At 63.3% G+C, this 26,300-nt stretch carries 21 protein-coding genes; 16 read left to right on the forward strand and 5 right to left on the reverse strand.

What is annotated here, in order from left to right; all coding sequences use genetic code 11:
- Positions 1 to 109: 109 nt before the first annotated feature.
- The 8 genes from SB753_RS09745 to SB753_RS09780 all read left to right on the forward strand — a co-directional run bounded on the left by SB753_RS09745 (position 110) and on the right by SB753_RS09780 (position 8,913).
- Positions 110 to 1,291, forward strand: a complete 1,182-nt coding sequence (locus SB753_RS09745; protein WP_410800060.1) for an acetyl-CoA C-acetyltransferase — start codon at positions 110 to 112, stop codon at positions 1,289 to 1,291.
- A 201-nt stretch (positions 1,292 to 1,492) separates the two neighbouring features.
- Positions 1,493 to 2,233 (forward strand): 3-ketoacyl-ACP reductase, encoded by a 741-nt coding sequence (locus SB753_RS09750; RefSeq protein ID WP_020065865.1) that lies wholly within the window; start codon positions 1,493 to 1,495, stop codon positions 2,231 to 2,233.
- Positions 2,234 to 2,362: 129 nt separating this feature from the next.
- Entirely contained in the window at positions 2,363 to 2,986 is a 624-nt protein-coding gene (gene phaR, locus SB753_RS09755; RefSeq protein WP_020065866.1) for a polyhydroxyalkanoate synthesis repressor PhaR, read from the forward strand.
- A gap of 241 nt (positions 2,987 to 3,227) precedes the next feature.
- On the forward strand, positions 3,228 to 4,619 hold the full coding sequence (rimO, locus tag SB753_RS09760) for a 30S ribosomal protein S12 methylthiotransferase RimO (RefSeq protein WP_020065867.1): 1,392 nt from the start codon (positions 3,228 to 3,230) through the stop codon (positions 4,617 to 4,619).
- Between the two features lie 3 nt (positions 4,620 to 4,622).
- Positions 4,623 to 5,558, forward strand: a complete 936-nt coding sequence (locus tag SB753_RS09765) for a sugar kinase (protein WP_131321198.1) — start codon at positions 4,623 to 4,625, stop codon at positions 5,556 to 5,558.
- A 135-nt stretch (positions 5,559 to 5,693) separates the two neighbouring features.
- The gene (gene bktB, locus SB753_RS09770) at positions 5,694 to 6,878 is read left to right on the forward strand and encodes a beta-ketothiolase BktB (RefSeq protein WP_410800061.1); all 1,185 of its coding nucleotides are present in this window, start codon (positions 5,694 to 5,696) and stop codon (positions 6,876 to 6,878) included.
- A gap of 50 nt (positions 6,879 to 6,928) precedes the next feature.
- Positions 6,929 to 7,594 carry a hypothetical protein gene (locus tag SB753_RS09775; protein WP_410800062.1) on the forward strand — a complete coding sequence of 222 codons (666 nt, stop codon included), beginning with the start codon at positions 6,929 to 6,931 and terminating at the stop codon, positions 7,592 to 7,594.
- A 134-nt stretch (positions 7,595 to 7,728) separates the two neighbouring features.
- On the forward strand, positions 7,729 to 8,913 hold the full coding sequence (locus tag SB753_RS09780; protein WP_020065871.1) for a cystathionine beta-lyase: 1,185 nt from the start codon (positions 7,729 to 7,731) through the stop codon (positions 8,911 to 8,913).
- A gap of 157 nt (positions 8,914 to 9,070) precedes the next feature.
- Here SB753_RS09780 and serB read toward each other — a convergent pair whose 3' ends face one another.
- Entirely contained in the window at positions 9,071 to 9,910 is an 840-nt protein-coding gene (gene serB / locus SB753_RS09785) for a phosphoserine phosphatase SerB (RefSeq protein ID WP_020065872.1), read from the reverse strand.
- Between the two features lie 321 nt (positions 9,911 to 10,231).
- Between serB and SB753_RS09790 the strand changes: the two genes are divergently transcribed.
- The 4 genes from SB753_RS09790 (at position 10,232) to SB753_RS09805 (ending at position 16,180) form a co-directional block, all read left to right on the forward strand.
- Positions 10,232 to 11,476, forward strand: coding sequence for a cytochrome P450 (locus tag SB753_RS09790; RefSeq protein ID WP_410800063.1), 1,245 nt, complete (start codon positions 10,232 to 10,234; stop codon positions 11,474 to 11,476).
- Between the two features lie 164 nt (positions 11,477 to 11,640).
- A complete protein-coding gene (locus SB753_RS09795; protein WP_410800064.1) occupies positions 11,641 to 12,669 on the forward strand; it encodes a Ku protein in 1,029 nt (342 codons plus the stop codon).
- A gap of 157 nt (positions 12,670 to 12,826) precedes the next feature.
- Positions 12,827 to 15,823, forward strand: coding sequence for a DNA ligase D (gene ligD / locus SB753_RS09800; protein ID WP_410800065.1), 2,997 nt, complete (start codon positions 12,827 to 12,829; stop codon positions 15,821 to 15,823).
- A gap of 48 nt (positions 15,824 to 15,871) precedes the next feature.
- Complete coding sequence (locus SB753_RS09805; protein ID WP_020065876.1) at positions 15,872 to 16,180, forward strand: hypothetical protein; 309 nt, start codon at positions 15,872 to 15,874, stop codon at positions 16,178 to 16,180.
- A gap of 184 nt (positions 16,181 to 16,364) precedes the next feature.
- Here SB753_RS09805 and SB753_RS09810 read toward each other — a convergent pair whose 3' ends face one another.
- Complete coding sequence (locus SB753_RS09810) at positions 16,365 to 17,327, reverse strand: LysR family transcriptional regulator (protein ID WP_410800066.1); 963 nt, start codon at positions 17,325 to 17,327, stop codon at positions 16,365 to 16,367.
- Between the two features lie 174 nt (positions 17,328 to 17,501).
- Here SB753_RS09810 and SB753_RS09815 point away from each other — a divergent pair, with 174 nt between their 5' ends.
- Positions 17,502 to 18,518 (forward strand): zinc-binding alcohol dehydrogenase family protein, encoded by a 1,017-nt coding sequence (locus SB753_RS09815; protein WP_410800067.1) that lies wholly within the window; start codon positions 17,502 to 17,504, stop codon positions 18,516 to 18,518.
- 200 nt (positions 18,519 to 18,718) lie between these two features.
- Complete coding sequence (locus SB753_RS09820; protein WP_410800068.1) at positions 18,719 to 19,282, forward strand: DUF6013 family protein; 564 nt, start codon at positions 18,719 to 18,721, stop codon at positions 19,280 to 19,282.
- A gap of 41 nt (positions 19,283 to 19,323) precedes the next feature.
- Here SB753_RS09820 and SB753_RS09825 read toward each other — a convergent pair whose 3' ends face one another.
- The gene (locus SB753_RS09825) at positions 19,324 to 20,130 is read right to left on the reverse strand and encodes an ABC transporter permease (RefSeq protein ID WP_087753289.1); all 807 of its coding nucleotides are present in this window, start codon (positions 20,128 to 20,130) and stop codon (positions 19,324 to 19,326) included.
- Positions 20,127 to 20,837, reverse strand: coding sequence for an ATP-binding cassette domain-containing protein (locus SB753_RS09830; RefSeq protein ID WP_410800069.1), 711 nt, complete (start codon positions 20,835 to 20,837; stop codon positions 20,127 to 20,129). Before SB753_RS09830 ends, SB753_RS09825 begins: the two co-directional genes overlap by 4 nt.
- Before the next feature lie 177 nt (positions 20,838 to 21,014).
- On the opposite strand from SB753_RS09830, the gene SB753_RS09835 reads away from it, so the two are divergent.
- Positions 21,015 to 23,555, forward strand: a complete 2,541-nt coding sequence (locus tag SB753_RS09835) for an AsmA family protein (protein WP_410800070.1) — start codon at positions 21,015 to 21,017, stop codon at positions 23,553 to 23,555.
- Positions 23,556 to 23,830: 275 nt separating this feature from the next.
- Here SB753_RS09835 and SB753_RS09840 read toward each other — a convergent pair whose 3' ends face one another.
- Positions 23,831 to 24,322: a hypothetical protein gene (locus SB753_RS09840; RefSeq protein ID WP_006048904.1), complete on the reverse strand. Its 492-nt coding sequence runs from the start codon at positions 24,320 to 24,322 to the stop codon at positions 23,831 to 23,833.
- A gap of 334 nt (positions 24,323 to 24,656) precedes the next feature.
- On the opposite strand from SB753_RS09840, the gene SB753_RS09845 reads away from it, so the two are divergent.
- Positions 24,657 to 26,267 carry a sensor histidine kinase gene (locus SB753_RS09845; protein ID WP_410800071.1) on the forward strand — a complete coding sequence of 537 codons (1,611 nt, stop codon included), beginning with the start codon at positions 24,657 to 24,659 and terminating at the stop codon, positions 26,265 to 26,267.
- Positions 26,268 to 26,300 lie beyond the last annotated feature (33 nt).

Raw genomic sequence — 26,300 nt, forward strand, 5'->3', positions numbered from 1 at the left:
GTTCGACCGGACGCAGGCAACGGGACGAGTGAGCGTTTTTGACGAGCAACAAGATTTTTAACGTGACGGGCTGCGGCGTAATCAGCCGATGTGCCCGGAGGATATCGAAATGACTGATGTTGTGATCGTATCGGCCGCCCGTACGGCAGTAGGCAAATTCGGTGGGTCGCTGGCGAAGATCGCGGCGCCCGAACTCGGCGCGACGGTGATCCGCGCGGTGCTGGAACGCGCGGGCATGAAGCCCGAGCAGGTGAGTGAAGTGATCCTGGGTCAGGTGCTGACGGCGGGCTCGGGGCAGAATCCGGCGCGCCAGTCGCTGATCAAGGCCGGTCTGCCTGCGGCAGTGCCGGGCATGACGATCAACAAGGTCTGCGGTTCGGGCCTGAAAGCGGTCATGCTAGCCGCCAACGCGATCATTGCGGGCGACGCGGACATCGTGATCGCCGGCGGTCAGGAAAACATGAGCGCCGCACCGCACGTGCTGCCTGGCTCGCGCGACGGTTTCCGTATGGGCGACGCAAAGCTGATCGACTCGATGATCGTCGACGGCCTGTGGGACGTGTACAACCAGTACCACATGGGCGTAACGGCTGAAAACGTCGCGAAGGAATTCGACATCACGCGCGAACAGCAGGACGCGTTTGCGGCGTTGTCGCAGAACAAGGCCGAAGCCGCGCAGAAGTCGGGCCGTTTCAACGACGAAATCGTGCCGGTCGAAATCCCGCAGCGCAAGGGCGACCCGGTGCGTTTCGCCACCGACGAGTTCGTGCGCCACGGTGTGACGGCTGAATCGCTTGCAGGGCTCAAGCCGGCTTTCTCGAAAGAAGGCACGGTCACGGCGGCCAACGCGTCAGGTCTGAACGACGGCGCGGCGGCGGTGCTCGTGATGTCCGCGAAGAAAGCGGAAGCGCTCGGCCTCACGCCGCTTGCGCGCATCAAGGCGTACGCAAACGCGGGTGTCGATCCGAAGGTCATGGGCATGGGCCCGGTACCGGCTTCGCGCCGCTGCCTCGAGCGGGCAGGCTGGAGCGTGAACGATCTCGACCTGATGGAAATCAACGAAGCGTTCGCCGCTCAGGCGCTCGCGGTACATAAGCAGATGGGCTGGGACACGTCGAAGATCAACGTGAACGGCGGGGCGATTGCGATCGGCCACCCGATCGGTGCGTCCGGCTGCCGGATTCTCGTCACGCTGCTGTATGAAATGCAGAAGCGCGATGCGAAGAAGGGTCTCGCTTCGCTGTGTATCGGCGGCGGCATGGGCGTCGCACTGGCGCTCGAGCGGGTTTGAACGAGCGCGCGCCCCGCCTGCGCGCGAGGCGCCAGGAGGTGCCGGATCAGGTGTTCAGGCGCGCCGCACGCGGCGCGCGAGCGCAGTAGCGGCCTCACAGCCGTTCGCGAGAGGGCGGCGCGATCAAGCATCAGGCGAGGGCAGAGGTAGCCGGTCGGAACAGCCGGTCGGCGCCTCGAAAACGATAATGGAGTCAAGGTCATGACACAGCGAATTGCGTATGTAACGGGCGGCATGGGCGGCATCGGCACGAGCATCTGCCAGCGGCTGCACAAGGAAGGCTACAAGGTCATCGCGGGCTGCGGTCCGAATTCGCCGCGCCGCGTGAAGTGGCTCGAAGAGCAGAAGGCGCTGGGCTTCGATTTCGTCGCGTCCGAAGGGAACGTCGGCGATTGGGAGTCGACCAAAGCCGCGTTCGACAAGGTCAAGGCCGAAGTCGGCGAGATCGACGTGCTGGTGAACAATGCGGGCATCACCCGCGACGTGGTGTTTCGCAAGATGACCCACGAAGACTGGACCGCGGTGATCGATACCAACCTGACGAGTCTCTTCAATGTCACCAAGCAGGTAATCGACGGTATGGTGGAGCGCGGCTGGGGCCGCATCATCAACATTTCGTCGGTGAATGGGCAGAAGGGGCAGTTCGGCCAGACCAACTACTCGACCGCGAAGGCCGGCATTCACGGCTTCACGATGTCGCTCGCGCAGGAAGTGGCCACCAAGGGCGTGACGGTCAACACCGTGTCGCCGGGCTACATCGGCACGGACATGGTCAAGTCGATCCGCCCCGACGTGCTGGAAAAGATCGTTGCGACGATTCCGGTGCGCCGCCTCGGACAGCCGGACGAAATCGGCTCGATCGTGGCGTGGCTCGCGTCGGAAGAATCGGGTTTTTCGACGGGCGCGGATTTTTCGCTGAACGGCGGTTTGCATATGGGCTGAGTTACAGGCGCGCCGCTCACAAGGCAGCGCGCTCTGGCTCGGATGGTTCCGGCGGCGTCCCGGTTGCGCAAATGCCCGATTGCGCAGCCGGCACGCCGTCCGCGCTCTACTTGCGCTCAAAGGCGTTACATGACTACTACTACAAAGAAAGCAGCCGAACGACTGATCAAGAAATATCCGAATCGTCGGCTGTACGATACCGAGACAAGCACGTACATCACGCTGACGGACGTCAAGCAACTCGTGCTGGACCAGGAGGATTTCAAGGTCATCGATGCCAAGAGCAACGAAGACCTGACGCGTGCGATCCTGCTGCAGATCATCCTCGAGGAGGAGAGCGGCGGCTTGCCGATGTTCTCGTCGTCGATGCTGTCGCAGATCATCCGTTTCTACGGCCACGCGATGCAGGGCATGATGGGCACTTATCTGGAAAAGAACATCCAGGCTTTCATCGACATTCAGGCAAAGCTCGCCGACCAGTCGAAGAACCTGTATGAAGGCAAGGCGATGAACCCCGAGGTGTGGTCGCAGTTCATGAACATGCAGGCGCCGATGATGCAAGGCATGATGACGAGCTACATCGAGCAGTCGAAGAACATGTTCGTGCAGATGCAGGAGCAGATGCAGAACCAGGCGAAGTCCATGTTCGCCACATTCCCGTTCACGCCGGGCGGCGCGGTCAACGTGCCGGGCGGCGCCAATACCGCGGCGCCCGCTAGCCCGCAGGCCAATCCCGAACCGGAAAAGAAGTAGCCGTCCGAGCCCGCCAGGCGCGGCGTCTAGCCGTGCAGCGCGTAGCGGCGCGGACTTGCGGCATGGCTGGTGCGGCGCGCGGCAGGCTGAGCGACGCGAGCGCGGTACAATAGCGGGTTGCGTGCGCGGGACGCTCGTTCTCAGGATCTGGGCGTTGTGAACGACCCGTTCTCCCGTCCTCGCCGCGCTGTCCCGATCGTCCCCATTGTCGCCACGTCACCGCTATACGCCGGATTCACCTATGCCGCAGACCATTTCCTCCACCTCGCCGACGCCTTCCAGTCCGAAGGTCGGCTTCGTCAGCCTCGGCTGCCCGAAAGCTCTCGTCGACTCCGAGCAGATCATCACGCAGCTGCGCGCCGAAGGCTATGAGATTTCGGGCACGTATGACGGTGCGGACCTCGTGGTCGTCAATACCTGCGGCTTCATCGACGAAGCGGTGCAGGAAAGCCTCGACGCGATCGGCGAAGCACTCAATGAAAACGGCAAGGTGATCGTCACCGGCTGCCTTGGCGCGAAGAAGAGCGCGAGCGGCTCGGGGCTCATCGAAGAAGTGCATCCGAAGGTGCTGGCCGTCACCGGTCCGCACGCGTTGGGCGAAGTGATGCAGCATGTGCACACGCATCTGCCGAAGCCGCACGATCCGTTCGTCGATCTCGTGCCGGCCGCTGGCGTGAAGCTCACGCCGCGTCACTACGCGTATCTGAAAATTTCCGAAGGCTGCAATCACCGCTGCACGTTCTGCATCATCCCTTCCATGCGCGGCGATCTCGTATCGCGCCCGGTCGCGGACGTCATGCTCGAAGCGGAAAATCTGTTCAAGTCCGGCGTGAAGGAACTGCTCGTTATTTCGCAGGACACGAGCGCTTACGGCGTCGACGTCAAATATCGCACGGGCTTCTGGAACGGCAAGCCGATCAAGACGCGCATGACCGACCTGGTCGGCGCGCTCGGCGAACTGGCCGCCCAATACGGTGCGTGGGTGCGCCTGCACTACGTGTATCCGTACCCGAGCGTGGACGAGGTCATCCCGATGATGGCGGCAGGTCCGTACAAGGGTCACGTTTTGCCGTATCTCGACGTGCCGTTCCAGCACGCGCATCCTGAAGTGTTGAAGCGCATGAAGCGCCCGGCCAACGCCGAGAAAGTAATGGAGCGCGTGAAGGCGTGGCGCGAAATGTGCCCGGATCTGACGATCCGCAGCACGTTTATCGCCGGCTTTCCGGGCGAGACCGAAGAACAGTTTCAGACGCTGCTCGACTTCATCCGCGAGGCCGAACTGGATCGTGTCGGCTGCTTCGCCTACTCGCCGGTTGAAGGCGCTACGGCGAACGAGCTCGACGGCGCGTTGCCCGATGAAGTGCGCGAGGAGCGCCGTGCGCGTTTCATGGAAGTGGCCGAAGAGGTGTCAGCGAAACGCATCGCCAGGAAGGTCGGCAAGACGCTGAAAGTGCTGGTCGACGAGATCAATGCCGACGGCGGTATTGGCCGCACCGCGGCAGATGCGCCGGAGATCGACGGCGTGGTCTATATCGCGCCTGCCGTGAAGGCGTCGAAGCGTTACAAGGTCGGCGATTTCGTGTCGGTGAAAATCACTGGCGCGGACGGCCACGACCTGTGGGGCGAGGTCTGAACGATGTCGGTGAACACGTCGGCTAAACCGGAAATCCTCGCGCTCGGCGAGGCGATGATCGAGTTCAACCAGTCGGCGAAAGACGAGCCGAACTATCTGCAGGGCTTCGGCGGCGACACGTCGAACTTCTGCGTCGCGGCGGCGCGGCAAGGCGCGCGTACCGGCTTCGTGTCCGCGGTCGGCGCCGATCATTTCGGACGCCTGCTGATCGATCTGTGGGAGCGCGAGCAAGTGGATACCGCGCTCGTACGCGTCGACCCGAATGCGTCCACTGGCGTTTATTTCGTCTCGCACGGCCCGGACGGCCACGCGTTCGACTATCTGCGCGCAGGTTCCGCTGCGAGCCGTTATGCGCCGCGCGACCTGCCGCTCGACGCAATCGCCGCTGCCAAAGTCATTCACCTGTCGGGTATCAGTCTCGCGATCAGCCTGAGCGCGTGCGACGCGGCGCTCGAAGCCATTACGCATGCGCGCGCCAATGGCGTGCAGGTAAGTTTCGACACGAATTTGCGCCTGAAGCTGTGGCCGTTGAACCGGGCCCGGGCGGTGATGCTCGAAGCCATTCGCCAGACCGACATCTGCCTGCCAAGCTGGGACGATGTCACCGAACTCACCGGTTTGACCGGTCGCGACGAGATCGTCGATTTCCTTCTGTCGCACGGCCCGCGCGTGGTTGCGCTGAAGCTGGGCAAGGAAGGTTCATACATCGCGACGCCCGACGAGCGGCGCGTCGTGCCGGGTCACGTTGTCAATGCGGTCGATGCAACCGGCGCGGGCGACTGCTTCGGCGGCGCGTTCATCGCACGGCTGGTAGAAGGCGACGATCCGTTTGAAGCGGCGCGTTATGCGAACGTCGCCGCGGCGCTATCCACGCAAGGCTACGGCGCTGTCGCGCCGATTCCTTCGCGGGCGGCGGTCGAACGGATTCTCGCGGGCTGAGCGTCGCGCGTTACGTGTCACATTACGCGCCAAACTACGCGTCACATTACGAGCCGCATCAAGCGTCGCAATATGCGCCGCAATACGGGACGAGCCAAAGCGAACCATCTTGAGAGACTAAACGAGGAGCGAGCAATGCAACGGGACGTAGTGGTGGTGAGCGGTGTGCGTACGGCAATCGGCGGTTTCGGCGGCAGTCTGAAAGACTTCCCGCCCACCGACCTCGGCGCGCGCGTCGTGCGCGAAGCCCTCGCGCGCGCAAACGTGTCCGGCGACGAAGTCGGCCACGTGGTATTCGGCAACGTCGTGCATACGGAACCGAAAGACATGTATCTGGCCCGCGTGGCCGCCATCAACGGTGGCGTCGCGCAGCACACGCCCGCGCTGACCGTGAACCGTCTGTGCGGCTCGGGCTTGCAGGCGATCGTGTCGGCCGCGCAAAGCGTGCTGCTCGGCGACGCGGACATCGCGATCGGCGGCGGCGCGGAGAACATGAGCCGCGCACCTTACTCGATGCCCGCTGCGCGCTTCGGTCAACGCATGGGTGACGCCCGCCTCGTCGACATGATGGTCGGCGCCCTGAACGATCCGTTCCAGTCCATTCACATGGGCGTGACCGCCGAGAACGTTGCTCGCAAATACGACATTTCGCGCGAAGCGCAGGACGCGCTCGCGCTCGAATCGCATCGCCGCGCAGCCAACGCGATCACGAGCGGTTACTTCAAGGAACAGATCCTGCCGATCACGATTCCGTCGAAGAAAGGCGACACTGTGTTCGATACCGACGAACACGCGCGCATGAACGCATCGGCGGAAGATTTTTCCAAGCTCAAGCCCGTGTTTGCGAAAGAAAACGGCACGGTCACGGCGGGCAACGCTTCGGGCATCAACGACGCGGCCGCTGCGGTCGTTCTGATGGAGCGCAGCGTTGCCGAGCAGCGCGGCATCAAGCCGTTGGCGCGGCTCGTTTCGTACGCGCATGCGGGCGTCGATCCCGCCTATATGGGCATCGGTCCCGTGCCCGCGAGCCGCAAGGCGCTCGAGCGTGCCGGGCTGACGGTTGCGGACCTCGACGTGATCGAGGCCAATGAAGCGTTCGCCGCGCAAGCCTGCGCGGTCAGCAAGGAACTGGGCTTCGATCCGACCAAGGTCAACCCGAATGGTTCGGGTATTTCGCTCGGTCATCCGATTGGCGCCACCGGCGCGTTGATCACCGTGAAGGCGTTGTACGAACTGCAACGCGTTGGCGGCCGCTACGCGCTCGTCACGATGTGCATCGGCGGCGGGCAGGGCATCGCCGCGATCTTCGAACGGATCTGAGTCGCCTGAAGCGCAGCAGGCAGTAGCCAAGGTAATTGAGGAAAGAACGGATGCAGGAATCGAAACCGGTTAAAGGCGCGATGCGTCGGCGCGGCTGGACCGCTATGAGCGTTGCCACATTGCTGTCCGTGAGCGTGGTGGTGTTGTCACCGGAAACGGCGCGAGCGCAAAGCGATGCGGTAAAGGAACTCGCCGCGCCCCCGCCGATCCAGTTGCCGCTCAAGCCGAGCCCTGAGTTCGCCAGATTTCCGCGCTATAGCGGCATGCTCGGCTCCCGCCAGATCGTGCTGCGCCTTGGTCCGAAGACGGACGATCCGTCCGGCGTTCATGGCGAGTATCAGTTCACGGACACCGGTGAAGTGATTCTGATCGCCGGCGACCGCGATGGCGACACGCTCGAAGTCGAGGAATCGAACGACGGCACGCACATTACCGGCAACTGGGTCGGCAAGTTCGCGGCGGACGGTTCCGTGGCGGGCGACCGGATGAACGTGGACGATTCGAACCCCCAGCCGTTCGATCTCAAGCCGCTGGCAGCCGGGCAAGCGGTGCCGGCAGCGGCCGCTGCTCCGAAAGACGGCAAAACCGCTGCGGGCGGCGCGGCTTCCGCGACTCGCTCCGATGCGGCGGCGCCCGCAGCCGCGGCTCCGCCGGCAGCGCCAACGGGTGCGGGCCGGCCGGTAGGCGGCGTCAGCAACCTGCAAACCGGCGAGTGATTCTGCGCCCGGCGCTCTTCGCGGGTTCGCGGCACCCACGCCCGGCGCGGCGAAATTCCGCCGACTCGTCTACTCTTGCGTGAGCGGCGCGGCGTTCGCCGCTTTTCGCATCGTCTTTCTTCATTGAACTCACCATGACCCAATCCAAACTCAAACGGTCTTTGCAGACTCGCATCGTGCATGCAGAGGACAAGCTCACGCCGGGCTTCGAGTCTTTCTCCATGCCGGTCACGCGCGCGTCGACCGTCGTTTTCCCGGACCTCGCGACCATGCGCGCGCTCGACTGGAAAAACGACGCCCAATGGCGCTATGGCCTGCACGCAACGCCCACGTCGCTCGCTCTGGCACAGCGCCTTGCCACGATCGAGGGCGGCAATCACGCGCTGTTGCAGCCTTCGGGACTGTCGTCTATTTCGAACGTGTACTTCGGGCTCGTCAAAGCGGGTGACGACGTGCTGATTCCCGACAACGTCTACTCGCCGAACCGCGATCACGGCGACTGGCTCGCACGCGACTTCGGCGTGACCGTTCGTTATTACGATCCGATGATCGGTGCGGGCATTGCCGAGCTGATCCAGCCGAACACGCGCCTCATCTGGCTGGAAGCACCCGGTTCCGTGACGATGGAAGTGGCCGACGTGCCTGCCATCACCGCGGCCGCCCGCGCCCGCAACGTGGTGACGGCAATCGACAACACCTGGTCCGCCGGGCTCGGTTTCCGTCCGTTCGATCACGGCGTCGACATCTCGGTGCAGGCGCTCACGAAGTATCAGTCGGGTGGCGGCGACGTGCTGATGGGCGCCACCATTACCGTCGATCGCGAACTGCATCTGAAGCTCAAGGCGGCGCGCATGCGCATGGGCATCGGCGTGTCGTCGGATGACTGCTCGTTGATCCTGCGCAGCTTGCCGACGATGCAGGTGCGTTTCCAGCAGCACGACCGCTCGGCGCTCGCGCTCGCACAGTGGCTGAAGACGCGGCCGGAGATCGCCGCGGTGTTGCATCCGGCGATTGAAGACTGTCCGGGGCACGAGTTCTTCAAGCGCGACTTCACGGGAGCTGGCGGACTATTTTCCGTCGTGTTCGACGGGCGGTATAGCGCCGCGCAGATCGACACTTTCTGCGAGTCGCTGGAGCTGTTTGCCATCGGCTGGAGTTGGGGCGGCGCGCATAGCCTCGTGATGCCGTACGACATTGCGTCGATGCGCACCGAAGGCGAGTGGCCGCATCGCGGCACGCTGGTGCGGTTCTACATCGGCCTCGAGGAAGAAGCCGATTTGCGCGCGGATATCGAGCAGTGTCTCGCGGCACTCGCGTGAACTGACGCTGCGTCGGCGCAGTGAGATGAGCCCATCGCGACGCATTCGCGGTGGGTTTTTTTATTGTGCTGCGCTCAGCGAGTCGCAGCCATCGGGCACAACGAAGAGGCAACGAAGACGCAACGAAGGCGCAACCACGCCCGCGTCGCAGCAGACTTCAAAACAACCGCAACAACCCGTCCAGTCCTACATAGTTGAACGCCACGCTGGCGGCTTCACGTACGACCGGCTTCGCGCGGAACGCAACAGAAAGTCCCGCTTCGGCCATCATCTTGAGATCGTTGGAGCCATCGCCCATTGCGATTGCGCGCGACGGCTCGATGCCGAGCTGCGCGCACGTCTCGCGCAGCGTGCGCGCCTTCACATCGGCATTGACGATCTCGCCGATCACTTTGCCCGTCAGCTTGCCGTCCACGATGTCGAGCGTATTGGCGCGCGTGAAGTCGAGGCCGAGCCGTGCCTTCAGCTTCTCGGTGAAGAAATTGAATCCGCCGGAAACGAGGAGCGTTTTCAGTCCGGCTTCTTTTGCGCCTGCCAGCATCTGCTCGGCGCCGGGCGAAAGCTGCAGGCGTTCTTCATAAACGCGTTCGAGCGCGCTTGCGTCGAGTCCCTTGAGAAGCGCGACGCGGCGCGTCAGGCTTTCGTTGAAGTCTTTGATCTCGCCGCGCATCGAGGCCTCGGTGATCGCGGCGACTTCCGCTTTCAGACCGCAGAAGTCCGCGATTTCGTCGATACATTCGATCGTGATCAGCGTCGAATCCATGTCCATCGCGACGAGGCCGAAGTCGCGCAACTGACGGCCCGCTTCGACAAACGCGTAATCTAGCCGATGCGTGCCGCAATACACGTCCAGGTCCGGACGCTGCGCAATATCGGCGTCGGAGATGCGGATAGCGTTTGCGTCGACGACGGTGGCGTGCGAGCCGCGCGAGAGCGCAACGAGCGTTTTGTGATGATCGGTGGAAATCGGCGCGGGGCTTTGAATGACGAGGTTCATGAACGACGCATTGACGAGAAAAAGGCGAGCGCGGGGCTCGCAGGAAATCCGCTTATTGTAACGGCTCGACGGAATGCGCCGTCGTGGATGCCAAAACGCGGGTTAGCGGCAATGCAATCGCCGCGCGCCTCGTTCATACTGACGAGTCAAACGATGCGCCACGCTCACTGCATCCACGCCTTCGAGTCGACGCGAGAGCGCCTTCAACGAGAAAGGCTTTGAGGACCGCTCGCTCGCAAGGCACCGCCAGAACACATTAAAAGCGCGGAGCACGGTCATTGCAATGCAGGAGCAACAACGCACACTATACGGAGACAACGCATGCCCACGGCGACCGCCGGCGACACAGCCATCCTCGCGCGCGACTTCGACTTGCGCCATCTGAGCCCCGAGTTCTACGCGAATCCATATCCGGCCTACAGCGCATTACGCACGCATGAGCCAGTGAAGCGCATGCCGGATGGCTCGCTTTTCCTGACGCGCTTTCGCGACGTGCAGGCCGTATATCGCGACCCGAAGACCTTCAGTTCGGACAAGACCGTCGAATTCAAGCCCAAGTACGGCGACTCGCCGCTCTACACGCATCACACCACGAGCCTCGTGTTCAACGATCCGCCGCGCCATACGCGCGTGCGCAAGCTGATCGCCGGCGCGCTGACCGCGCGCGCGATAGCGGCAATGGAACCCGGTCTGGTGCGTCTCGTCGACGGGCTGCTCGATGCCGCGGCTGAACGCGGGCGCATCGATCTGATCGGCGAATTCGCTTCGGCGATTCCGGTGGAGATCATCGGCAACCTGCTCGACGTGCCGCATGCGGAACGCGAGCCGTTGCGCGACTGGTCGCTCGCTATTCTCGGCGCGCTCGAACCTTCGCTCACCAACGAGCAGTTCGAGCGGGGCAATCGCGCGGTGACCGAGTTCGTCGACTACCTGCGCGATCTGGTCGCGCGGCGCCGGCGCGAACCGGGCGATCCTCAACACGATGTCCTCACGCGCCTCATTCAAGGCGAGCGCGGCGAAAGCGGCGACGGCGAACAATTGTCGGAAGAAGAGTTGCTGCAGAACTGCATCTTCATTCTGAACGCCGGCCATGAAACGACCACGAACCTGATCGGCAACGGGCTTGTCACGCTGACTGAATGGCCCCATCAGCGTGCCGCGCTGCTGGAAGATCCGTCGTTGATCGAATCGGCCGTCGAAGAATGTTTGCGCTTCGAGAGCTCCAACCAGCTCGGCAACCGCATGGCGACCAGCGACACGGAGATCGGCGGCCTGCCGGTAGCTCGCGGCACGCCGATCACGCTGTGCATCGGCGCCGCCAATCGCGATCCGGAGCAGTTTGCGGAGCCCGACCGCTTCGATATCCGCCGCGCGCCCAACCGCCACCTCGCATTCGGCTTCGGCATCCATCAGTGCGCGGGTCTGTCGCTCGCGCGGCTCGAGGCGCGCATTGCCATTGGTCGTTTCGTCCAGCGGTTTCCTGCTTATCGACTGGACGGCGAGCCGACGCGCGGCGGGCGCGTGCGGTTTCGCGGTTTCGCTTCGGTACCGCTGCTTTGCCGATAGAGAGGTGAGGGCGGCAATGCACGGGACTCCGTAGTTTTTGCCGCCAACATGCAAGACTTACAGCGCAGTGTGTGCGCAGGCCAACGGCCTTGCGCCGCGCGTCGTTAAAAAACCGTGGCACGCTTGGTGCTTCTCCATGGGTCTTAGGCCCAGGGGAGCGCACGATGGCACATATGATCTGGAAAGGCGCGATCAGCTTCGGCCTTGTCCACGTACCGGTGCAGTTGTATCCGGCTACGAAGTCGGAGAAGGTCGGCTTCAACCTGCTCGACAAGCGCACGATCGATCCGGTCGGCTATAAGCAGATCAACAAGCGCACCGGCAAGGACGTGACGCGCGATAACATCGTGCGCGGCTTCGAATACGAGAAGGACAAGTACGTGGTGCTGACGGATGACGAGATTCGCGCCGCGAATCCCGAATCCACACAGACGGTGGATATCCTCGCTTTCGTCGACGCACCCGACATCTCGTTTCTCTACCTCGACACACCGTACTTTCTGACGCCCGACCGCAAAGGCGAAAAGGTCTATGCGTTGTTACGCGAGGCGATGAAATCGTCGGGCAAGGTCGGCGTGGCAAGTGTCGTCTTGCATAACAAGCAGCATCTTGCCGCACTGATTCCGGTCGGCCCGGTGCTCGCCCTGAACACGCTGCGCTGGGCAGAGGAAGTCCGCGACTTCGACGAATTCAAACTGCCGGCCGAAGGCACCAAGGCGGCAGGCGTCAGCGCGCGCGAACTCGACATGGCGCAGAAGCTGATCGACGACATGAGCGATACCTGGGACCCGTCGAAGTACCACGACACGTTCCGCGACGACATCATGGCGCTCGTCGACCGGAAGGTCCGCGAGGGCAAGACCGAGGAAATCACCGATATCGAAGCGCCGCGCGAGTCGCGTCAATCGGCCGACATTCTGGACTTGTCCGACCTGCTCAAGCGCAGCCTCGGGCGCGGTAAGAGCAAGCCTGCTTCGGGCACGCGCAAGCGCGCTGCCGCCGACGAGACTGCCGACGAAGACAGCGATTCGCAAGAGGACAGCGGCTCGACGGCATCGCGCAAAAAGCCACGCACGACGCGCTCCACGCGCGCGCCTCGATCGGGTGGAAGCGGCACTAGCAGCGGCAGTGGAGGCGGCCGGGCCACAGCCAAGTCGACTACGACCGCGCGCAAGCGCCGCGCGGCGGCATGATGGAGCGGCGGGCGCAACAGGGCAGAGATAGCGGTGCGAACCGCGGCATGAACCCGCTCGCGCGCCGATCCGACGGCTCGGTTCGCTCGGTTGGCTGCGTTGACTCGGTTCAGGCGCCGCACGCCATCGCCACCTCGACCCCGATGGAGTTCGCGCGATGAACGACCGACTCGACCTCTACAACCGCAAGCGCCGTTTCGACGAAACGCCCGAGCCCGCCGGCGACAAGGCGATCAAAAAGCGCGTCGGGCGCAATGCGGCGCGGCCAGGACCGGACGAAGGCCTGTCGTACGTGATTCAGGAGCACCACGCGCGGCGCCTGCATTACGACTTCCGTCTCGAATTGAACGGCGCACTGCTTTCGTGGGCGGTGCCGAAAGGGCCGAGTCTGGATCCGTCGGTCAAGCGTCTCGCCGTTCATGTCGAAGATCATCCGGTCGAGTACGGTTCGTTCGAAGGCGAAATTCCGCAGGGCAATTACGGCGCAGGCACGGTGATCGTCTGGGATCGCGGCACGTGGGAGCCGGTCGGCGGCGCGGCCGAGGCGGCGCGTGCTTATCGGGCCGGCAAGCTCAAGTTCCATCTGCACGGCGAAAAGCTGCACGGCGGCTGGACGCTCGTGCGCAGCCACATGCGCGGCAACGCCGACAAGGAGCAATGGCTGCTCATCAAGGAACGCGACGACGAGGCGCGTCCCGAGAGCGAATACGATGTTCTCGCAGAACAGCCGGGCAGTGTGCTTGGCGCCGCGCCGGCCTCCAATGGCAAAGGCGGCAAGCAGACGAGCAAGCCAAAAGACAAGCAGGTTGCTGCGAAGCGAACGGCAGCGGCCCCCGTCCGCGGCGATCCGAAGCGTCCGGACATCGTGGCGACGCGCAGCAGCGAGTCGCTGCGCGAACTCGCTGCTGCGCCGGCAATAGAAGGTGCGGTGGCAGCGAAACTGCCCGCGACGCTCAAGCCACAGTTGGCGACGCTCGTCGACGCTACGCCGCCCGGGGACGACTGGTCGTACGAAATCAAGTTCGACGGGTATCGCGTGCTCGCTCGCATCGACGCGAGCGGGAAGGGCCGCGACGTGCAGGTGTTCACACGCGCGGGCAACGACTGGACCGCCAAGTTCGGCAAGCAGGTGAAGGCGTTCGAACGACTCGGGGTGGAAAGCGCGTGGCTCGACGGTGAAGCCGTGGTGCTCGACGAGAACGGCGTGCCCAACTTTCAGGCGTTGCAAAACGCGTTCGATTCGAACCGGCCGCAAGACATCGTCGTCTATCTGTTCGACGTGCCGTTTCTGAACGGCTACGACTTGCGCGGCGTGCCGCTGCAGCAAAGACGCGCGATTCTGCGCGCGCTGCTCGAAACGGTCGACGACAGCGTGCTGCGCTTTTCAAACGACTTCGAGTTTAGCGCCGACGATCTGCTGAAAAGCGCGTGCGATATGGCGCTCGAAGGGATCATCGGTAAGCGGCGCGACAGCGGCTATAGCTCTGGCCGCTCGGCCAACTGGATCAAGCTCAAGTGCCGCCGACGCCAGGAGTTCGTGATCGGCGGCTATTCGGAACCGTCGGGCAGCCGCGCGGCGTTCGGCGCACTGCTTCTCGGCGTGTACGACAGCAAGGGCAAGTTGCAATATGCGGGGCGCGTCGGCACCGGTTTCGACGCCGCGTTGCTGCGCTCGGTGAAGAAAGAACTCGACGCACACGAGACGAAACGCATGCCGTTCGCGAGTCCGCCGCGCGAGCGCAGTCGCACGCCGGTGCATTGGGTCGAGCCCGTGCTCGTCGCCGAATGCAATTTCGCCGAATGGACGAGCGACGGTATCGTGCGCCAGGCGTCGTTCGTCAGTTTGCGCAGCGACAAGCCGGCGCGCCAGATCGTCAAGGAAGCACCACGCAAGGGGGACGACGTGCAACAACAAACGGATATCGAGGCCCAATCCGACACGATGCCAAAGAAACGTTCAGGACGGCGCGCGGCGGCTGAAGCGGATGACGACGTGCCGACTTCAGGCGCGAATAAAAAGCGCTCTGCCGGCAAAGCGGCGGCGGGAGAAGCAACGGACAACGACACGGAAGAGGGCGTAAAAGCCACCGCGAAGGCGTCGGCTAAAACGACCACTAAAATGACCGCTAAAACTGCTGGCGAAGCAACGACAATCACGCCGGCCGCAAAGACAGCGAGCAAAGCAGCTGCCAAAACCGCCACAATGAAAGACGAAGCCGCGGACACTAAACCCGCCGCATCGCGATCCAAAAAATCCGCGTCACCCGCCGAAGTCGCCGGCGTTCGCGTATCGCACCCGGACCGCGTGATCGACAAGAGCACCGGCGCGCGCAAGATCGACCTCGTGCAGTACTACGAATCGGTCGCGCGATGGATGTTGCCGCATCTGGCGGACCGGCCCGTGTCGCTCGTGCGCGCACCCGAAGACATTGGCGGTGAACTGTTTTTCCAGAAGCACAGCCAGAAGCTGTCGATCCCGAACATCACGCAGCACCCCGGGCTCGACCCCGGTCATCCTCCGCTCATCACCGTGGAGAGTGTGAAGGCGCTAGTCGGCGCCGCGCAAATGGGCACCATCGAATTTCACACGTGGAATGGCGTGGCATCGAACATTGAAAAGCCGGACCGCGTCGTGTTCGACCTGGATCCGGATCCGTCGCTGGGATGGGACCGGATGATCGAGGCGGCTCAACTGACGCGCTCGCTACTGGACGAACTCGGCCTCACGTCTTTTTGCAAGACGAGCGGCGGCAAGGGCTTCCATGTCGTGGTGCCGCTGTCGAAACACGCGGGTTGGGACGAGGTGAAAGAGTTTTCGCAGGCGGTCGCTCAGCACATGGCGAGCACGCTGCCCAAATATTTCAGCGCGAAAATGGGCGCGCAGAATCGCAAGCAGAAAATTTTCGTCGACTATTTGCGCAATAACCGCGGCTCGAGCACGGTCGCCGCGTTTTCCGCGCGGGCGCGGCCGGGGCTAGGCGTTTCGGTGCCGCTCGCCTGGGACGAGGTCGCGTCGACCACTGGCGGCGATCAGTGGAATATCGGGAACCTGCATGAGCGTCTTGCAAATCTGAAGAGCGACCCGTGGGCCGACTACTCGAAGACTCGCCAGCGCATCACCGCGGCAATGAGAAAACGCCTGAACGGAACGTAGCCGGCGCGTTCGCGTCGGCTGTAATAGTGAACACATAAGGAGCGGGCTATGAAGAGCACACCGCAATCGTCGGACGGCGGCAAGCAGGCCGATCCGCATGCCGAGAAGCATCCGGAGTCATTGGAAGACGCAGCCGCGCCGTTGCCGCATGAGAACGACCAGAGCGCCGGCTCGCAGCACGACGAAGAGCCACGGCGTGTCGGCAAGCAGGCGCATAGCGACGTCGAACGTGGGCTGCAGGACACGGATCGCCGCGGTGGCGGCGAGTATCAGGAAAAGACCCAGAACGACGCGCAGGCCGACGTGAACACCGATGGGAAATCGTCAGGTAACGCAGCCGGCAAGGCTGGCTCGTGAGGCATTGCAAGCTGACTTCCGGCTGCTGACGGAAGTCGGCTTGGCGCTAGCTGCAGATCTTCTATCTGTGAGTTGTGCCGAACCGAGGCTAACGGACGCATGGTTCACGACGACCTCGCGAACCTGCTGTCCTTGTCACAGTACGCGATGACACCGAGATCGGCGATGCCGCATGTCACCAATCTCACTCCGGCTCGACGTCCCAGAAAGGTGGATCGCCGAAATGCGCGGCAAGAAAGTCGATGAACGCGAGCGTCTTCGGCGGTACGAAAGCGCGGCTCGGATACACAGCCCAGATCGCCACCTTCTCGGCGAGCGGGTAGTTTTCGAGCACGCTCACCAGTTCGCCGGTGCGCAAAAACGGCGCGACGTCCCATGTCGATTTGAGCGCGATGCCGAAACCCGCGAGGAGCGCGTCGCGGATCACTTCGCCGTTATCGGTGACCATGCGCCCGCTCACGCGCACGTCGAGCGTTCCCGCCGGCGTTTCGAATGCCCAGTCGCGTTGATCCGACAGAATCATGCACTCGTGCTGTACGAGATCCGATGGATGATGTGGTGTGCCGCGCTGCGCCAGGTAGGACGGGGCCGCACACAACACACGCCGGTTGACCGCGAGGCGGCGCGCGACCAGCGAAGAATCTTTGAGCACGCCGATACGGATAGCCACGTCGATACCCGCATCGACGAGATCGACAAGCTGATCGGTCAGCCGCAAATCGACGCTCACGCCCGGATAACGCCGCAGAAACTCGGTGATAACGGGCGACACGTGCTGCCGCCCGAACGACGACGGCATCGACACGCGCAGGCGGCCTTGCGGTTCCGCTTGCCCTCGGCCCACCGAAGCGCGTGCTGCGGCGGCCGCGTCGAGCAGCGCTTCGGCGCGCGCCATGAAGACTTCGCCGTCCTGCGTGAGACTGATGCGGCGTGTGGTTCGATGCAGCAGCCGGGCGCCGAGCAGCTTTTCCAGTTGCGCGATCCGCGAGCTTGCCACCGCCGCAGACAGGCCGAACTCGCGTCCCGCCGCCGACACGTTTGCCAGCAGCGCGGCGCGCACGAATAGTGCGACGTCGAGCAAGTCCAGCCGATCGCGTTCGCTGCCAGCCAGCCGCGAATCGCGAAGAGTAGATGCCGGAACGTCCATTATTTGGAAAATCAAAAAGATGTTTCAGCGATTATGCCGCTTTTATCGAAGTAAGAGGCGGCTTACGATCATGTCCATGGATCGGCGGTCTCTGTGAAACGGCGCGGGCAGCATCAAAACCCGCGCGGACCTCACCGGTTCTTCAACCTCATCCGAACACACACGGGAGCACTTATGAAAGCCGTTGGCCTTTACCGCTATTTGCCCATCGACCAGGACGAAGCCTTGATCGACGTGGATATCCCCAAACCCGAAGCGACGGGTCGCGATCTGCTCGTGAAAGTCGAGGCGATCTCGGTCAATCCGGTCGACGCCAAGGTGCGCGCGCCGAAAGATACCGTCGAAAAGGCGCCGCGCGTGCTCGGCTGGGACGCCGCAGGCACGGTCGTCGCAGCGGGGCCGGACGTGACGCTGTTCAAGGTCGGCGATCCGGTGTTCTATGCGGGCAGCATCACGCGACCGGGCGCGAACAGCGAGTTTCATCTCGTTGACGAGCGGATCGTCGGACGCAAGCCCGCGTCGCTCGATTTCACGCATGCGGCCGCGTTGCCGCTGACGGCCATCACCGCATGGGAAGCGCTGTTCGATCGCCTCGGCGTCTCACCGCAAGGCGCGCACGAGGGGCGCACGGTGCTAATTTTCGGCGGCGCGGGCGGCGTCGGCTCAATTGGCATCCAGCTGGCCAAACAGCTTGCAAAGCTGACAGTGATCGCGACCGCGTCGCGTCCCGAGTCGGCGAAGTGGGCGACCGAGCTGGGCGCGGATCATGTGGTCGATCACTTCGGCGACATGCCCGCTCAATTGAAGAAACTCGGCATTGAACAAGTCGACTACGTGCTGATGTTCAACGACACGGACAAGAACTTTCCGATCGCGGCCGAGCTCATCAAGCCGCAGGGCGGCATCTGCACGATCGTCGAAAATAGCAAGCCGGTGCCCGTCGAGTTGCTGAAGGCGAAGAGCGCCGCGTTTCACTGGGAGTTCATGTTCACGCGTTCGATGTTCGGCACGCCCGACATGATCGAACAGCACAAGCTGCTGACCGAAGTGGCGCGTCTCGTCGATGCCGGCACGTTGCGCACGACCGTCGGGCAACACCTCGGCGCGATCAATGCGGCGAACCTTCGGCGCGCGCATGCTCTGCTCGAAGAAGGGCGCGCGATTGGCAAGCTGGTCCTGACCGGCTTCTGATAAAACGCGTCCACGCAAGCGGGGTAACACCCGATGCTCAGGGAGCGCGCGCGGCATCGCTTGGCGGTAGACTGGTGACGCATCATGCTAAAACGGTTGCGTGTCTCGCGTCTGCTGCCGGCTTCCGCGCGCTTTACCTGGACCATGCGGGGGCAGCGCACTGACGGGGGCATGCAGCGGCACAACAACGAGGTGACAGTATGAGCTCCAGCTTCAAACTCTCCGCCGTTCCAGTTGTCGCTTCTCTCGCTTGCGTGCTTTCTTGCGGCGTACTCGCGCCTGCGGCTCGGGCGGCCACGCCGATTACGGTGACGTCGCAATCCGCCCTCGACGGTCCGATTCGCTACACGGTGCGCGTCACCTCCAAACAATTCGGCAACTCGCAGGAAACGCGCGCCATTCGTTCCGGTCAATCGGACGACTTCACGTGGAAGACGGTGCCACCCGGCGGCGCAATTCCTGCGGCGGATGCGTGTCCAAACTACGCGTCGCTACCGCTCGACTCAAATGGCGCGATGATTCGCCAGACGCAGATCCGCCTCGCGCCGGTCGTCGCCGACGACGGCACGGCGACCGTGCAATTGAGTTTCCAGGCGCACAAGCCCGATGGCGTGAAGACCGTCACGGCCAATGGAAAATCGCTCAAGTGTCCGAACGATGTCAGCATGAGCCAGGTGCTCCGTTTCACGATGCCGGTGAACGGCAGCACGAAGACGCTGACGCTCAGCGACGGCACGACTGTCGCGATCAGCGCGAAACGCTGACGGTGGTGGAGCGTTTTATGGCAGAAGCTGGTCCGAACCGTTCAACGCCGTACGCCGGCCCGTTCGACCAGCCGCGCCGACAGAAACCGGTGCTCCGCTGAAAAGAGGCGCCGATAGGTGAGCAGCACCGCGCCTACCGTGCCGAGCGCCGACGATGCCGCGATCAGAAACATGATCACGATCTGATAACGCACTGCCTGCAACGGCGACTGGCCGGCCAGCACCTGGCCGGTCATCATGCCGGGCAGGCTGACTACGCCGACCACGGCCATCTGGTTGAGCGTCGGCATCATACCCGCGCGCACCGCCTGACGAGCAGGCGCTTGCGCCGCTTCCCAGCGCGTCGCACCAAGCGCTAACGCCATTTCGACGCGATCTCGCCGGGCGGTCAGCTCCTCGGTCATTCGTTCGATGCCAAGCGAGACGCCGGTGAGCGTATTGCCGAGGATCATGCCGAGAATCGGAATCGCATATTGCGGTTCGTACCAAGGGTGAATGCGGATCACGACGAAGAGCCCGACCGCTGCCACCAGCCACGAACTGACCCAGATCGACAGCACACTGTCCGCGCGCTGTCCCGCGTAGGTGCGGCTGCCGCGCTGCGCTCCGGCAAAGCCGGCGATGAGCGTCATCACGGTCATCAACGGCAGCACCACGAACCAGTGGTCGTAGCGAAACACCCAACCCAGCACATAGCCGATCGCGAGCAACTGCACGACGGTGCGCACGGCGGCCCACGCGAGCTTGCGTTCGAGATCGAGCTTGAGTGCCACCGACACCGCGCCGTTCACGACGATCAGCAACGCGGCAATCGCGACGTCCCAAAGACTCAGGTTTTGCAATGTCATCGGCTGGACGCTCCTTGCTCGGACGTGACGGCGGGCTCGTCGAGGACGCCCGCATGCATTGTCAGATGACGCTCGCTCATGCGAGCAGCTTGTGCCGGGTCGTGCGAGACCCAGATTGAAGCGTGCGCGCGGCGATCTGCGTCGAACCATGCACGCACGAGCCCTTCGATTGCGTGCGACGACTCAGGGTCCAGTGACGCAGTCGGTTCGTCGAGCAGGAGCACTTCGGGCGCGAGTTGCAGCACGCGAATCAGCGCGGTGATTTGCGCTTCGCCGCCTGACAGTTCGCTTGCGCGTTTGCCGAGAAAATCGCCCGCTCGGCCAGCCTGCGCGGCCAGATCGGCCGCCTTTTCGCGGTCGAAGCGGGTATCGCGATACGTGCGCAGTTCGAACGGGTACCGCAGATTGTCTTCCACTGTGCCGTCGAGCAGCGCGGGCCGCTGCCGGATATAGGCGACGCTGCGCCGGTAACGCGGAATCGCGGCTCGCGCGACGGAGGCGCCATGCCAGACGATCCGTCCGGCGTCGAGCGGATCGAGCAGCGCGAGTGCTCGCAGGAACACGCTCTTGCCTGAGCCCGACGCGCCTGAGATGGCGACGCGGTCGCCGGCATGCAGCGCGAACGTGGTGGACTGGAGCAAGGTCTGGCCGCGCGATGCATCGCGCCGGACGATGCCGTCGGCGAAAACGAAGGGGACATCGGTCATGAAAGCAAGTGGTGCGTAGAGGGCGGGGTGCGCGATGCAGCATCATAAAGTGGACTGAGGCCTGCGGCGAGCCGCCGAGCCTCTGAGCCCCAAGCCGCCAAGCCTCAACGTGCGCACAAAGCGGGCACAAGATCTGCTGCGCGATCGACAACCAACAAGAAACCATGGAGCCTTTTGATGGCACGGTCGAGCACAATGGGAAGACGGATCGGCAAAATCGTCGCATGGATAGTCGCGATCATTGTCATCCTCGTGGTTGCGCTCACCGTTTTTATTCTCACGTTCGACTGGAACCGCGCGCGGCCGTATGTCAATGACAAGGTCACGCAGGCGATCGGTCGGCAGTTCACCATCAATGGGGATCTGAAAGTAGGTTTCCGGCACCCGGCCGGCGAAATCGGCTGGAAAAGCTGGGTGCCTTGGCCGCGCTTCTCGGCGGCCAACATCACGATAGCGAACCCCGACTGGGCGAAGCGCCCGCAGTTCGCGACGCTCGACGAAATCGACTTCCAGGTGAAGGTCCTGCCGCTCATCGCGCACAACATCGTGATTCCGGCGATCAACCTCGTGAATCCTTCGGTCGATCTCGAACGCATGAACGATGGCCGCAACAACTGGACGTTCCAGCTGCCGTCGTCGAAAACGCCGTCGCAGTGGAAGCTGCAGTTGCACGACATCGTGTTCGCGAAAGGCAATATCGCGCTCTCTGACGAGCAGAAGAAGGTCGACGTGCAGATGGTCGTCGATACGCTCGGCCAGCCAATTCCGATCGGCGAGGCGATGAAGCAGCAGGAGGAGGCGTCGCGCAAGGCATCGGCGGAAGCGGTCGGCAAAGAGGGCGCGAAAAAACTGAGCGCCCAGGCTGATGCGCAGGCGGCGTCGGCGGCCTCGGCCGCTTCCGCAGCGGCGGCTTCAGGTGCTTCTGCAACGGACATCCACGCATCCGGCACGACGGCGGCGACAGGCGCCGCGGGCGGGCTCACCGCGGGCGGTTCGAAGGGCGCAAGCGGCGCGGCGTCCACGGCGGTCGCAGCTGGATCCGGCGCGAGCGGTGCACAAGTGCCGGCGGCATCGAACGCAAGCGGCGCAAGCGCTGACAGCACGAACGCCGCGCGGGGCGCGCAGCGCGAGGTGCCGCCGTATGCAATCGGCTGGACCTTGAAAGGCACCTACAACAAGACCCCGGTCTCGGGCAGCGGCAAAGTGGGCGGTGTGCTGGCGCTCCAGGACGCCAACCGGCCGTTCCCCGTTCAGGCCGATGTAAAGGCAGGCGATCTGCATGTCGGCCTCGTGGGTACCATCACGGACCCGGCGCATCTTTCGGCCGTCGATATGCGCCTGTGGGTGCAGGGCAGCAGCATGGCCAAACTGTATTCGCTGACAGGCGTGACGCTGCCCGACACACCACCCTACGCAACGGAAGGGCGCCTCGTCGGTCAGTTCAAGAACACCGGCAACGTCTTCAAGTATGAAAACTTTACAGGCCGCGTAGGCGGCAGCGACCTGAACGGCTCGCTGACCTATACGGCGCGCCGGCCGCGACCGCTGTTGCAGGGCGAACTGGTGTCGCACCTGCTGCAGTTCTCCGATCTCGCGCCGGTGATCGGCGCGGACTCCAACGCGAGCAAGGCCAAGCGCGGGGATGCGGCCAGGCAGCCGTCCGATAAGGTCCTGCCGGTCGAGGAATTCCGCACCGACCGCTGGAAGGCGATCGACGCCGACGTGAAGTTCACCGGCCGGCGCATCGTCAAGAACGCCGATCTGCCGATTACAGATCTCTACACGCACGTCGTGATGACAGACGGCGTGCTGTCGCTCGAGCCGTTGAAGTTTGGCGTAGCCGGCGGCACGCTCGCTTCCAACATTCATCTGGACGGCAGCAGCGCGCCGCTGAAGGGACGCTTCGCGACCTCCGCGCGACATCTCAAGTTAAAGCAGCTGTTCCCGAACTTCAAGACGATGCAAAACGCGCTGGGCGAGATCAATGGCGACGCCGCGCTGACCGCGACGGGCAACTCGCCCGCGGCGCTCGCGGCCACTTCGAACGGCGAAGTGAAGGCGCTCGTCACCGAAGGCACGGTGAGCCGCTTGCTGATGGAAGCCGCGGGCCTGAACGTCGCGAACGTCGTGTATGAAAAGCTGTTCGGCAATCGGGACGTGAAGATCAACTGTGCCGCCGCGGACTTTGTCGCGACCAACGGCGTGCTCGATTCGCGCGTGTTCGCACTCGATACCGACGACGCCGTGATCGACATCGACGGCAACGTCAATCTGCGCGACGAAACCATGGACCTCGGCGTGCATCCGCATACGAAGGGCTTCCGCGTGTTCTCGTTGCGCTCGCCGCTGTATGCGAAGGGCACGTTCAAGGACCCGCACGTCGGTGTGAACGTGGGCGCGCTGGCGTTGCGGGGCGGTGCGGCTGTAGGCCTCGGCCTCATCAATCCATTCGCCGCGCTGCTGCCCTTGCTGGCGCCGAGCAACAACAAGCCGTTGCCGTGCACTCAACTGCTGTCGCAAGTCCGGCAGGCACCGACGGCGCCGCCGCCGGGCACGAAACAGAAGCCCAAGCCCGCGATTTCGCTCGAAGGGGTGCCGGTCAACAAGCGTTCATCGTCCGCGGCGTCGGATGCTTCCGCAGCTTCGGCCCCCGCGCCGACCGGACGCAAGCCCGCGACGGTTTCGCCCGCGAGCGCAGCCGAGTACAAGGGAAGCTGATGCACTTCCTTCTACCTGCGGGCTGGTTCGACTGGACCCTTGGCGGCGGCTTTTCGTTCGTTTTTCTATGGCTGATCAGCGTGCCGTCTACATAGCCCGGCGAGCGCAGGGTCAGCGTAAGCGCAATGATGTAGCACGGGCGTGACGAGTTCGCGGGAGCGAAGCTCGTCGCGCAAACATACTGTGACCACAGCGTGACGGAAGCATGAGCGAAGCATGAGCGCGGCGTGGTCACGGTATGACCACGCCGTGCAAGAGAGGGTGGGAGGTTCCGCCTAGCGCAACGACCGTGGCGTTGCATCGCCCGCCGCATCTTGCCGGCGAACTCCGCGACGCGCACCGACGCGTGTCGCGCCAAACTCGGTCAGGATCTTGCCGCGAGCGCGGCTCGCAAATACCAGGAATCCGAAGCCGTCCGCTTCATACCAGTAACCACCGTTCTCGAGACCGTCGAGCGGCTGTTCCAGTGCATTCGTGATGGATTCGATGCAGCGCCGCCGCAATTCCGCCGCGGCCGGGTAAGGAGGGTGTGCGCCGCGCACGCTGCATAGAAGGACGTCGAGACCGGGCAACACATGTGCATAAAGAACCGGCTCGTCTTGCGCGCGAGCGCGCGCAATTTTGGTGTCGAGTTGACCGAAGGGCTTGAAATGCCGTAGTACCGCGAGGAACGACTCATCGCCGTCCACCTTCGCGCGTCTACGCTTTTTCGGGAAGGACATAAAAATTCGCCTGAAAAAGAATTGCAAGAAACGCAGCGTCCTCATGCGACAACTCCCGGCTTCGCGCGCCGCACGTCGATCTTTTATAGCATACGACAAGGCCGGATTCACGATGATTCGACGACTCCGCCGCCTCACCGACTCCCGCACGAATCATGCCGAACCGCCTCGCCGCGCGCCTTCGCATTCCAGCACATCTGACTCCATCATAGACGCACGACGCGCCGAAAAAACATCTTGCACCAATAAAAAAGTCATTTTTATGTGAGCGCGGGCATCTTGCGCTCACGTTGAAATATTGCCGATTCACGTCGATAATGGCCCGTCTGGCTGGCGGGTTCCCGCAAGCTGCCGTTGCGTGAACGACCTTCGGGCGAACATGAAATTATTCACCAAGGGCCTGCTGCTGATCGCAGTGCCCAGCCTGGTGGAGCTGGCGCTTCTTGGCGTCGTCTTCGATACTCAGGAGCAGACAGCCCAAGCCGCGCAATGGGTCACCAATAGCAAGCAGATTCTTTACCAGTCATCGGCAATTGTTGATCCGCTGCTGCGCGAGGCGGCTCGGGTTCGTACCGGCATTGTGATCGGCGATCCGTCGTTGCTCGAGCGGCATACGGTGTGGATCGACGTGAGCGACCGTCTGTCGAAGCTCGACGCCCTGGTTGCCGATACGCCGCAGCAGGTCGAGCGGGTTCATAAGATGAAGCGCGCAATCGACGCATATCGCGCGCAGACCGTAATGATTTCGCAGGCGTTGCGTGACGGGCGCAATCTGCAATCGCTCGCTGCGCTCGAGAGTGGTGCGTTGCCGCAGCCAGTCGTCGCATTTCGCGACGAACTCGCGGCCTTTGGCGAAGAAGCTTCGCGTCTGGATGCTGAGCGCTCGGCGGCTCTGGTGCGGCGTCGCGAGCATCAGCAATATGCGCTGATCGCCGCAGTGATCGGCTCCATGCTGATCTGGGCCGGTACCGCAGTCGTGTTTGCGCGCAGCATCGGGCGGCGCCTCGAAGTGCTGACCGATAACGCGGAGCGCCTTGGCAACGGGCGGCCGCTTGCCGCGCGCCTGTCCGGTAACGACGAAATCGCGGCGCTCGACGCCGTGCTGCATCAGACCGGCGCGCGACTGCGCGAGGCGGAGGCCGAACAGGCGTCGCTTAAGAAGCGTCTTGAAGCGCGTGCGCAGGAACTGGCTGGCGTCAATGAGGAACTGCGCCAGGAGACGCAAGACAACGAAATGTTTATCTACAGCGTATCGCATGACTTGCGCTCGCCGCTCGTGAACCTGCAAGGTTTTTCGAAGGAGTTGCAGGTCTCGTGCGATGAGCTGGACAGCATCGTCGTCGAAGGGCTGCTGCCGGCAGCGGAACAAAAACGTATGGCGCATATTCTCGACGGCGATGTGCGCGAATCCTTGCAATACTTGCGTAGTGCGGTCACGCGGGCTGCGGCGATCATCGAAGCGCTGTTGCGAATTTCGCGTGCCGGCCGGCTCGAATATCAATGGCAACGGGTCAGCGTCGCGCGCGTGGTGGCGCGCGTCGCCGAGAGCTTGCAACGCGCCATCGAGGAGCGCGGTGCGGTTGTTACCGTGCGCGATCTGCCGCCGGCATGGGGCGACCCGGCCGCGATCGAACAGATCTTCAGCAATCTGATTGGCAACGCGTTGAATTATCTGGACCCCGCGCGCAACGGACGCATTGAGATCGGTGCGCTCGAACCGGAGCCCGTCGACGAAAACGGGCCGCGCGCGATTCGCATGCGCACGTACTATGTGCGCGACAACGGCCTGGGCATTCCGGCCGCTTATATGTCGAAGGTGTTTCGAGCATTTCAACGTCTGCATGGCGATGTAGCGAACGGCGACGGAGTCGGTCTGGCGGTCGTGCGGCGCACCGTGGAGCGGCATGGCGGGCGCGTGTGGGTGGAGTCCGCCCAAGGCGCCGGATCGACGTTTTTCGTGGTGTTGCCGGAGCAGCCCGCGCGGCCATGAACTGCGCCGGGCGCAGTGCGAACAGTTGCACTG

Source organism: Paraburkholderia sp. SIMBA_053 (genome assembly GCF_046534895.1).
Lineage (GTDB): Bacteria > Pseudomonadota > Gammaproteobacteria > Burkholderiales > Burkholderiaceae > Paraburkholderia > Paraburkholderia caledonica.

Bases quoted from the DNA above. Each gene is read 5' to 3' on its own strand.
- SB753_RS09745 (WP_410800060.1), top strand. From the start codon at position 110: ATGACTGATGTTGTGATCGTATCGGCCGCCCGTACGGCAGTAGGCAAA.
- SB753_RS09750 (WP_020065865.1), top strand. From the start codon at position 1,493: ATGACACAGCGAATTGCGTATGTAACGGGCGGCATGGGCGGCATCGGC.
- phaR (WP_020065866.1), top strand. From the start codon at position 2,363: ATGACTACTACTACAAAGAAAGCAGCCGAACGACTGATCAAGAAATAT.
- rimO (WP_020065867.1), top strand. From the start codon at position 3,228: ATGCCGCAGACCATTTCCTCCACCTCGCCGACGCCTTCCAGTCCGAAG.
- SB753_RS09765 (WP_131321198.1), top strand. From the start codon at position 4,623: ATGTCGGTGAACACGTCGGCTAAACCGGAAATCCTCGCGCTCGGCGAG.
- bktB (WP_410800061.1), top strand. From the start codon at position 5,694: ATGCAACGGGACGTAGTGGTGGTGAGCGGTGTGCGTACGGCAATCGGC.
- SB753_RS09775 (WP_410800062.1), top strand. From the start codon at position 6,929: ATGCAGGAATCGAAACCGGTTAAAGGCGCGATGCGTCGGCGCGGCTGG.
- SB753_RS09780 (WP_020065871.1), top strand. From the start codon at position 7,729: ATGACCCAATCCAAACTCAAACGGTCTTTGCAGACTCGCATCGTGCAT.
- serB (WP_020065872.1), bottom strand. From the start codon at position 9,910: ATGAACCTCGTCATTCAAAGCCCCGCGCCGATTTCCACCGATCATCAC.
- SB753_RS09790 (WP_410800063.1), top strand. From the start codon at position 10,232: ATGCCCACGGCGACCGCCGGCGACACAGCCATCCTCGCGCGCGACTTC.
- SB753_RS09795 (WP_410800064.1), top strand. From the start codon at position 11,641: ATGGCACATATGATCTGGAAAGGCGCGATCAGCTTCGGCCTTGTCCAC.
- ligD (WP_410800065.1), top strand. From the start codon at position 12,827: ATGAACGACCGACTCGACCTCTACAACCGCAAGCGCCGTTTCGACGAA.
- SB753_RS09805 (WP_020065876.1), top strand. From the start codon at position 15,872: ATGAAGAGCACACCGCAATCGTCGGACGGCGGCAAGCAGGCCGATCCG.
- SB753_RS09810 (WP_410800066.1), bottom strand. From the start codon at position 17,327: ATGGACGTTCCGGCATCTACTCTTCGCGATTCGCGGCTGGCTGGCAGC.
- SB753_RS09815 (WP_410800067.1), top strand. From the start codon at position 17,502: ATGAAAGCCGTTGGCCTTTACCGCTATTTGCCCATCGACCAGGACGAA.
- SB753_RS09820 (WP_410800068.1), top strand. From the start codon at position 18,719: ATGAGCTCCAGCTTCAAACTCTCCGCCGTTCCAGTTGTCGCTTCTCTC.
- SB753_RS09825 (WP_087753289.1), bottom strand. From the start codon at position 20,130: ATGACATTGCAAAACCTGAGTCTTTGGGACGTCGCGATTGCCGCGTTG.
- SB753_RS09830 (WP_410800069.1), bottom strand. From the start codon at position 20,837: ATGACCGATGTCCCCTTCGTTTTCGCCGACGGCATCGTCCGGCGCGAT.
- SB753_RS09835 (WP_410800070.1), top strand. From the start codon at position 21,015: ATGGCACGGTCGAGCACAATGGGAAGACGGATCGGCAAAATCGTCGCA.
- SB753_RS09840 (WP_006048904.1), bottom strand. From the start codon at position 24,322: ATGAGGACGCTGCGTTTCTTGCAATTCTTTTTCAGGCGAATTTTTATG.
- SB753_RS09845 (WP_410800071.1), top strand. From the start codon at position 24,657: ATGAAATTATTCACCAAGGGCCTGCTGCTGATCGCAGTGCCCAGCCTG.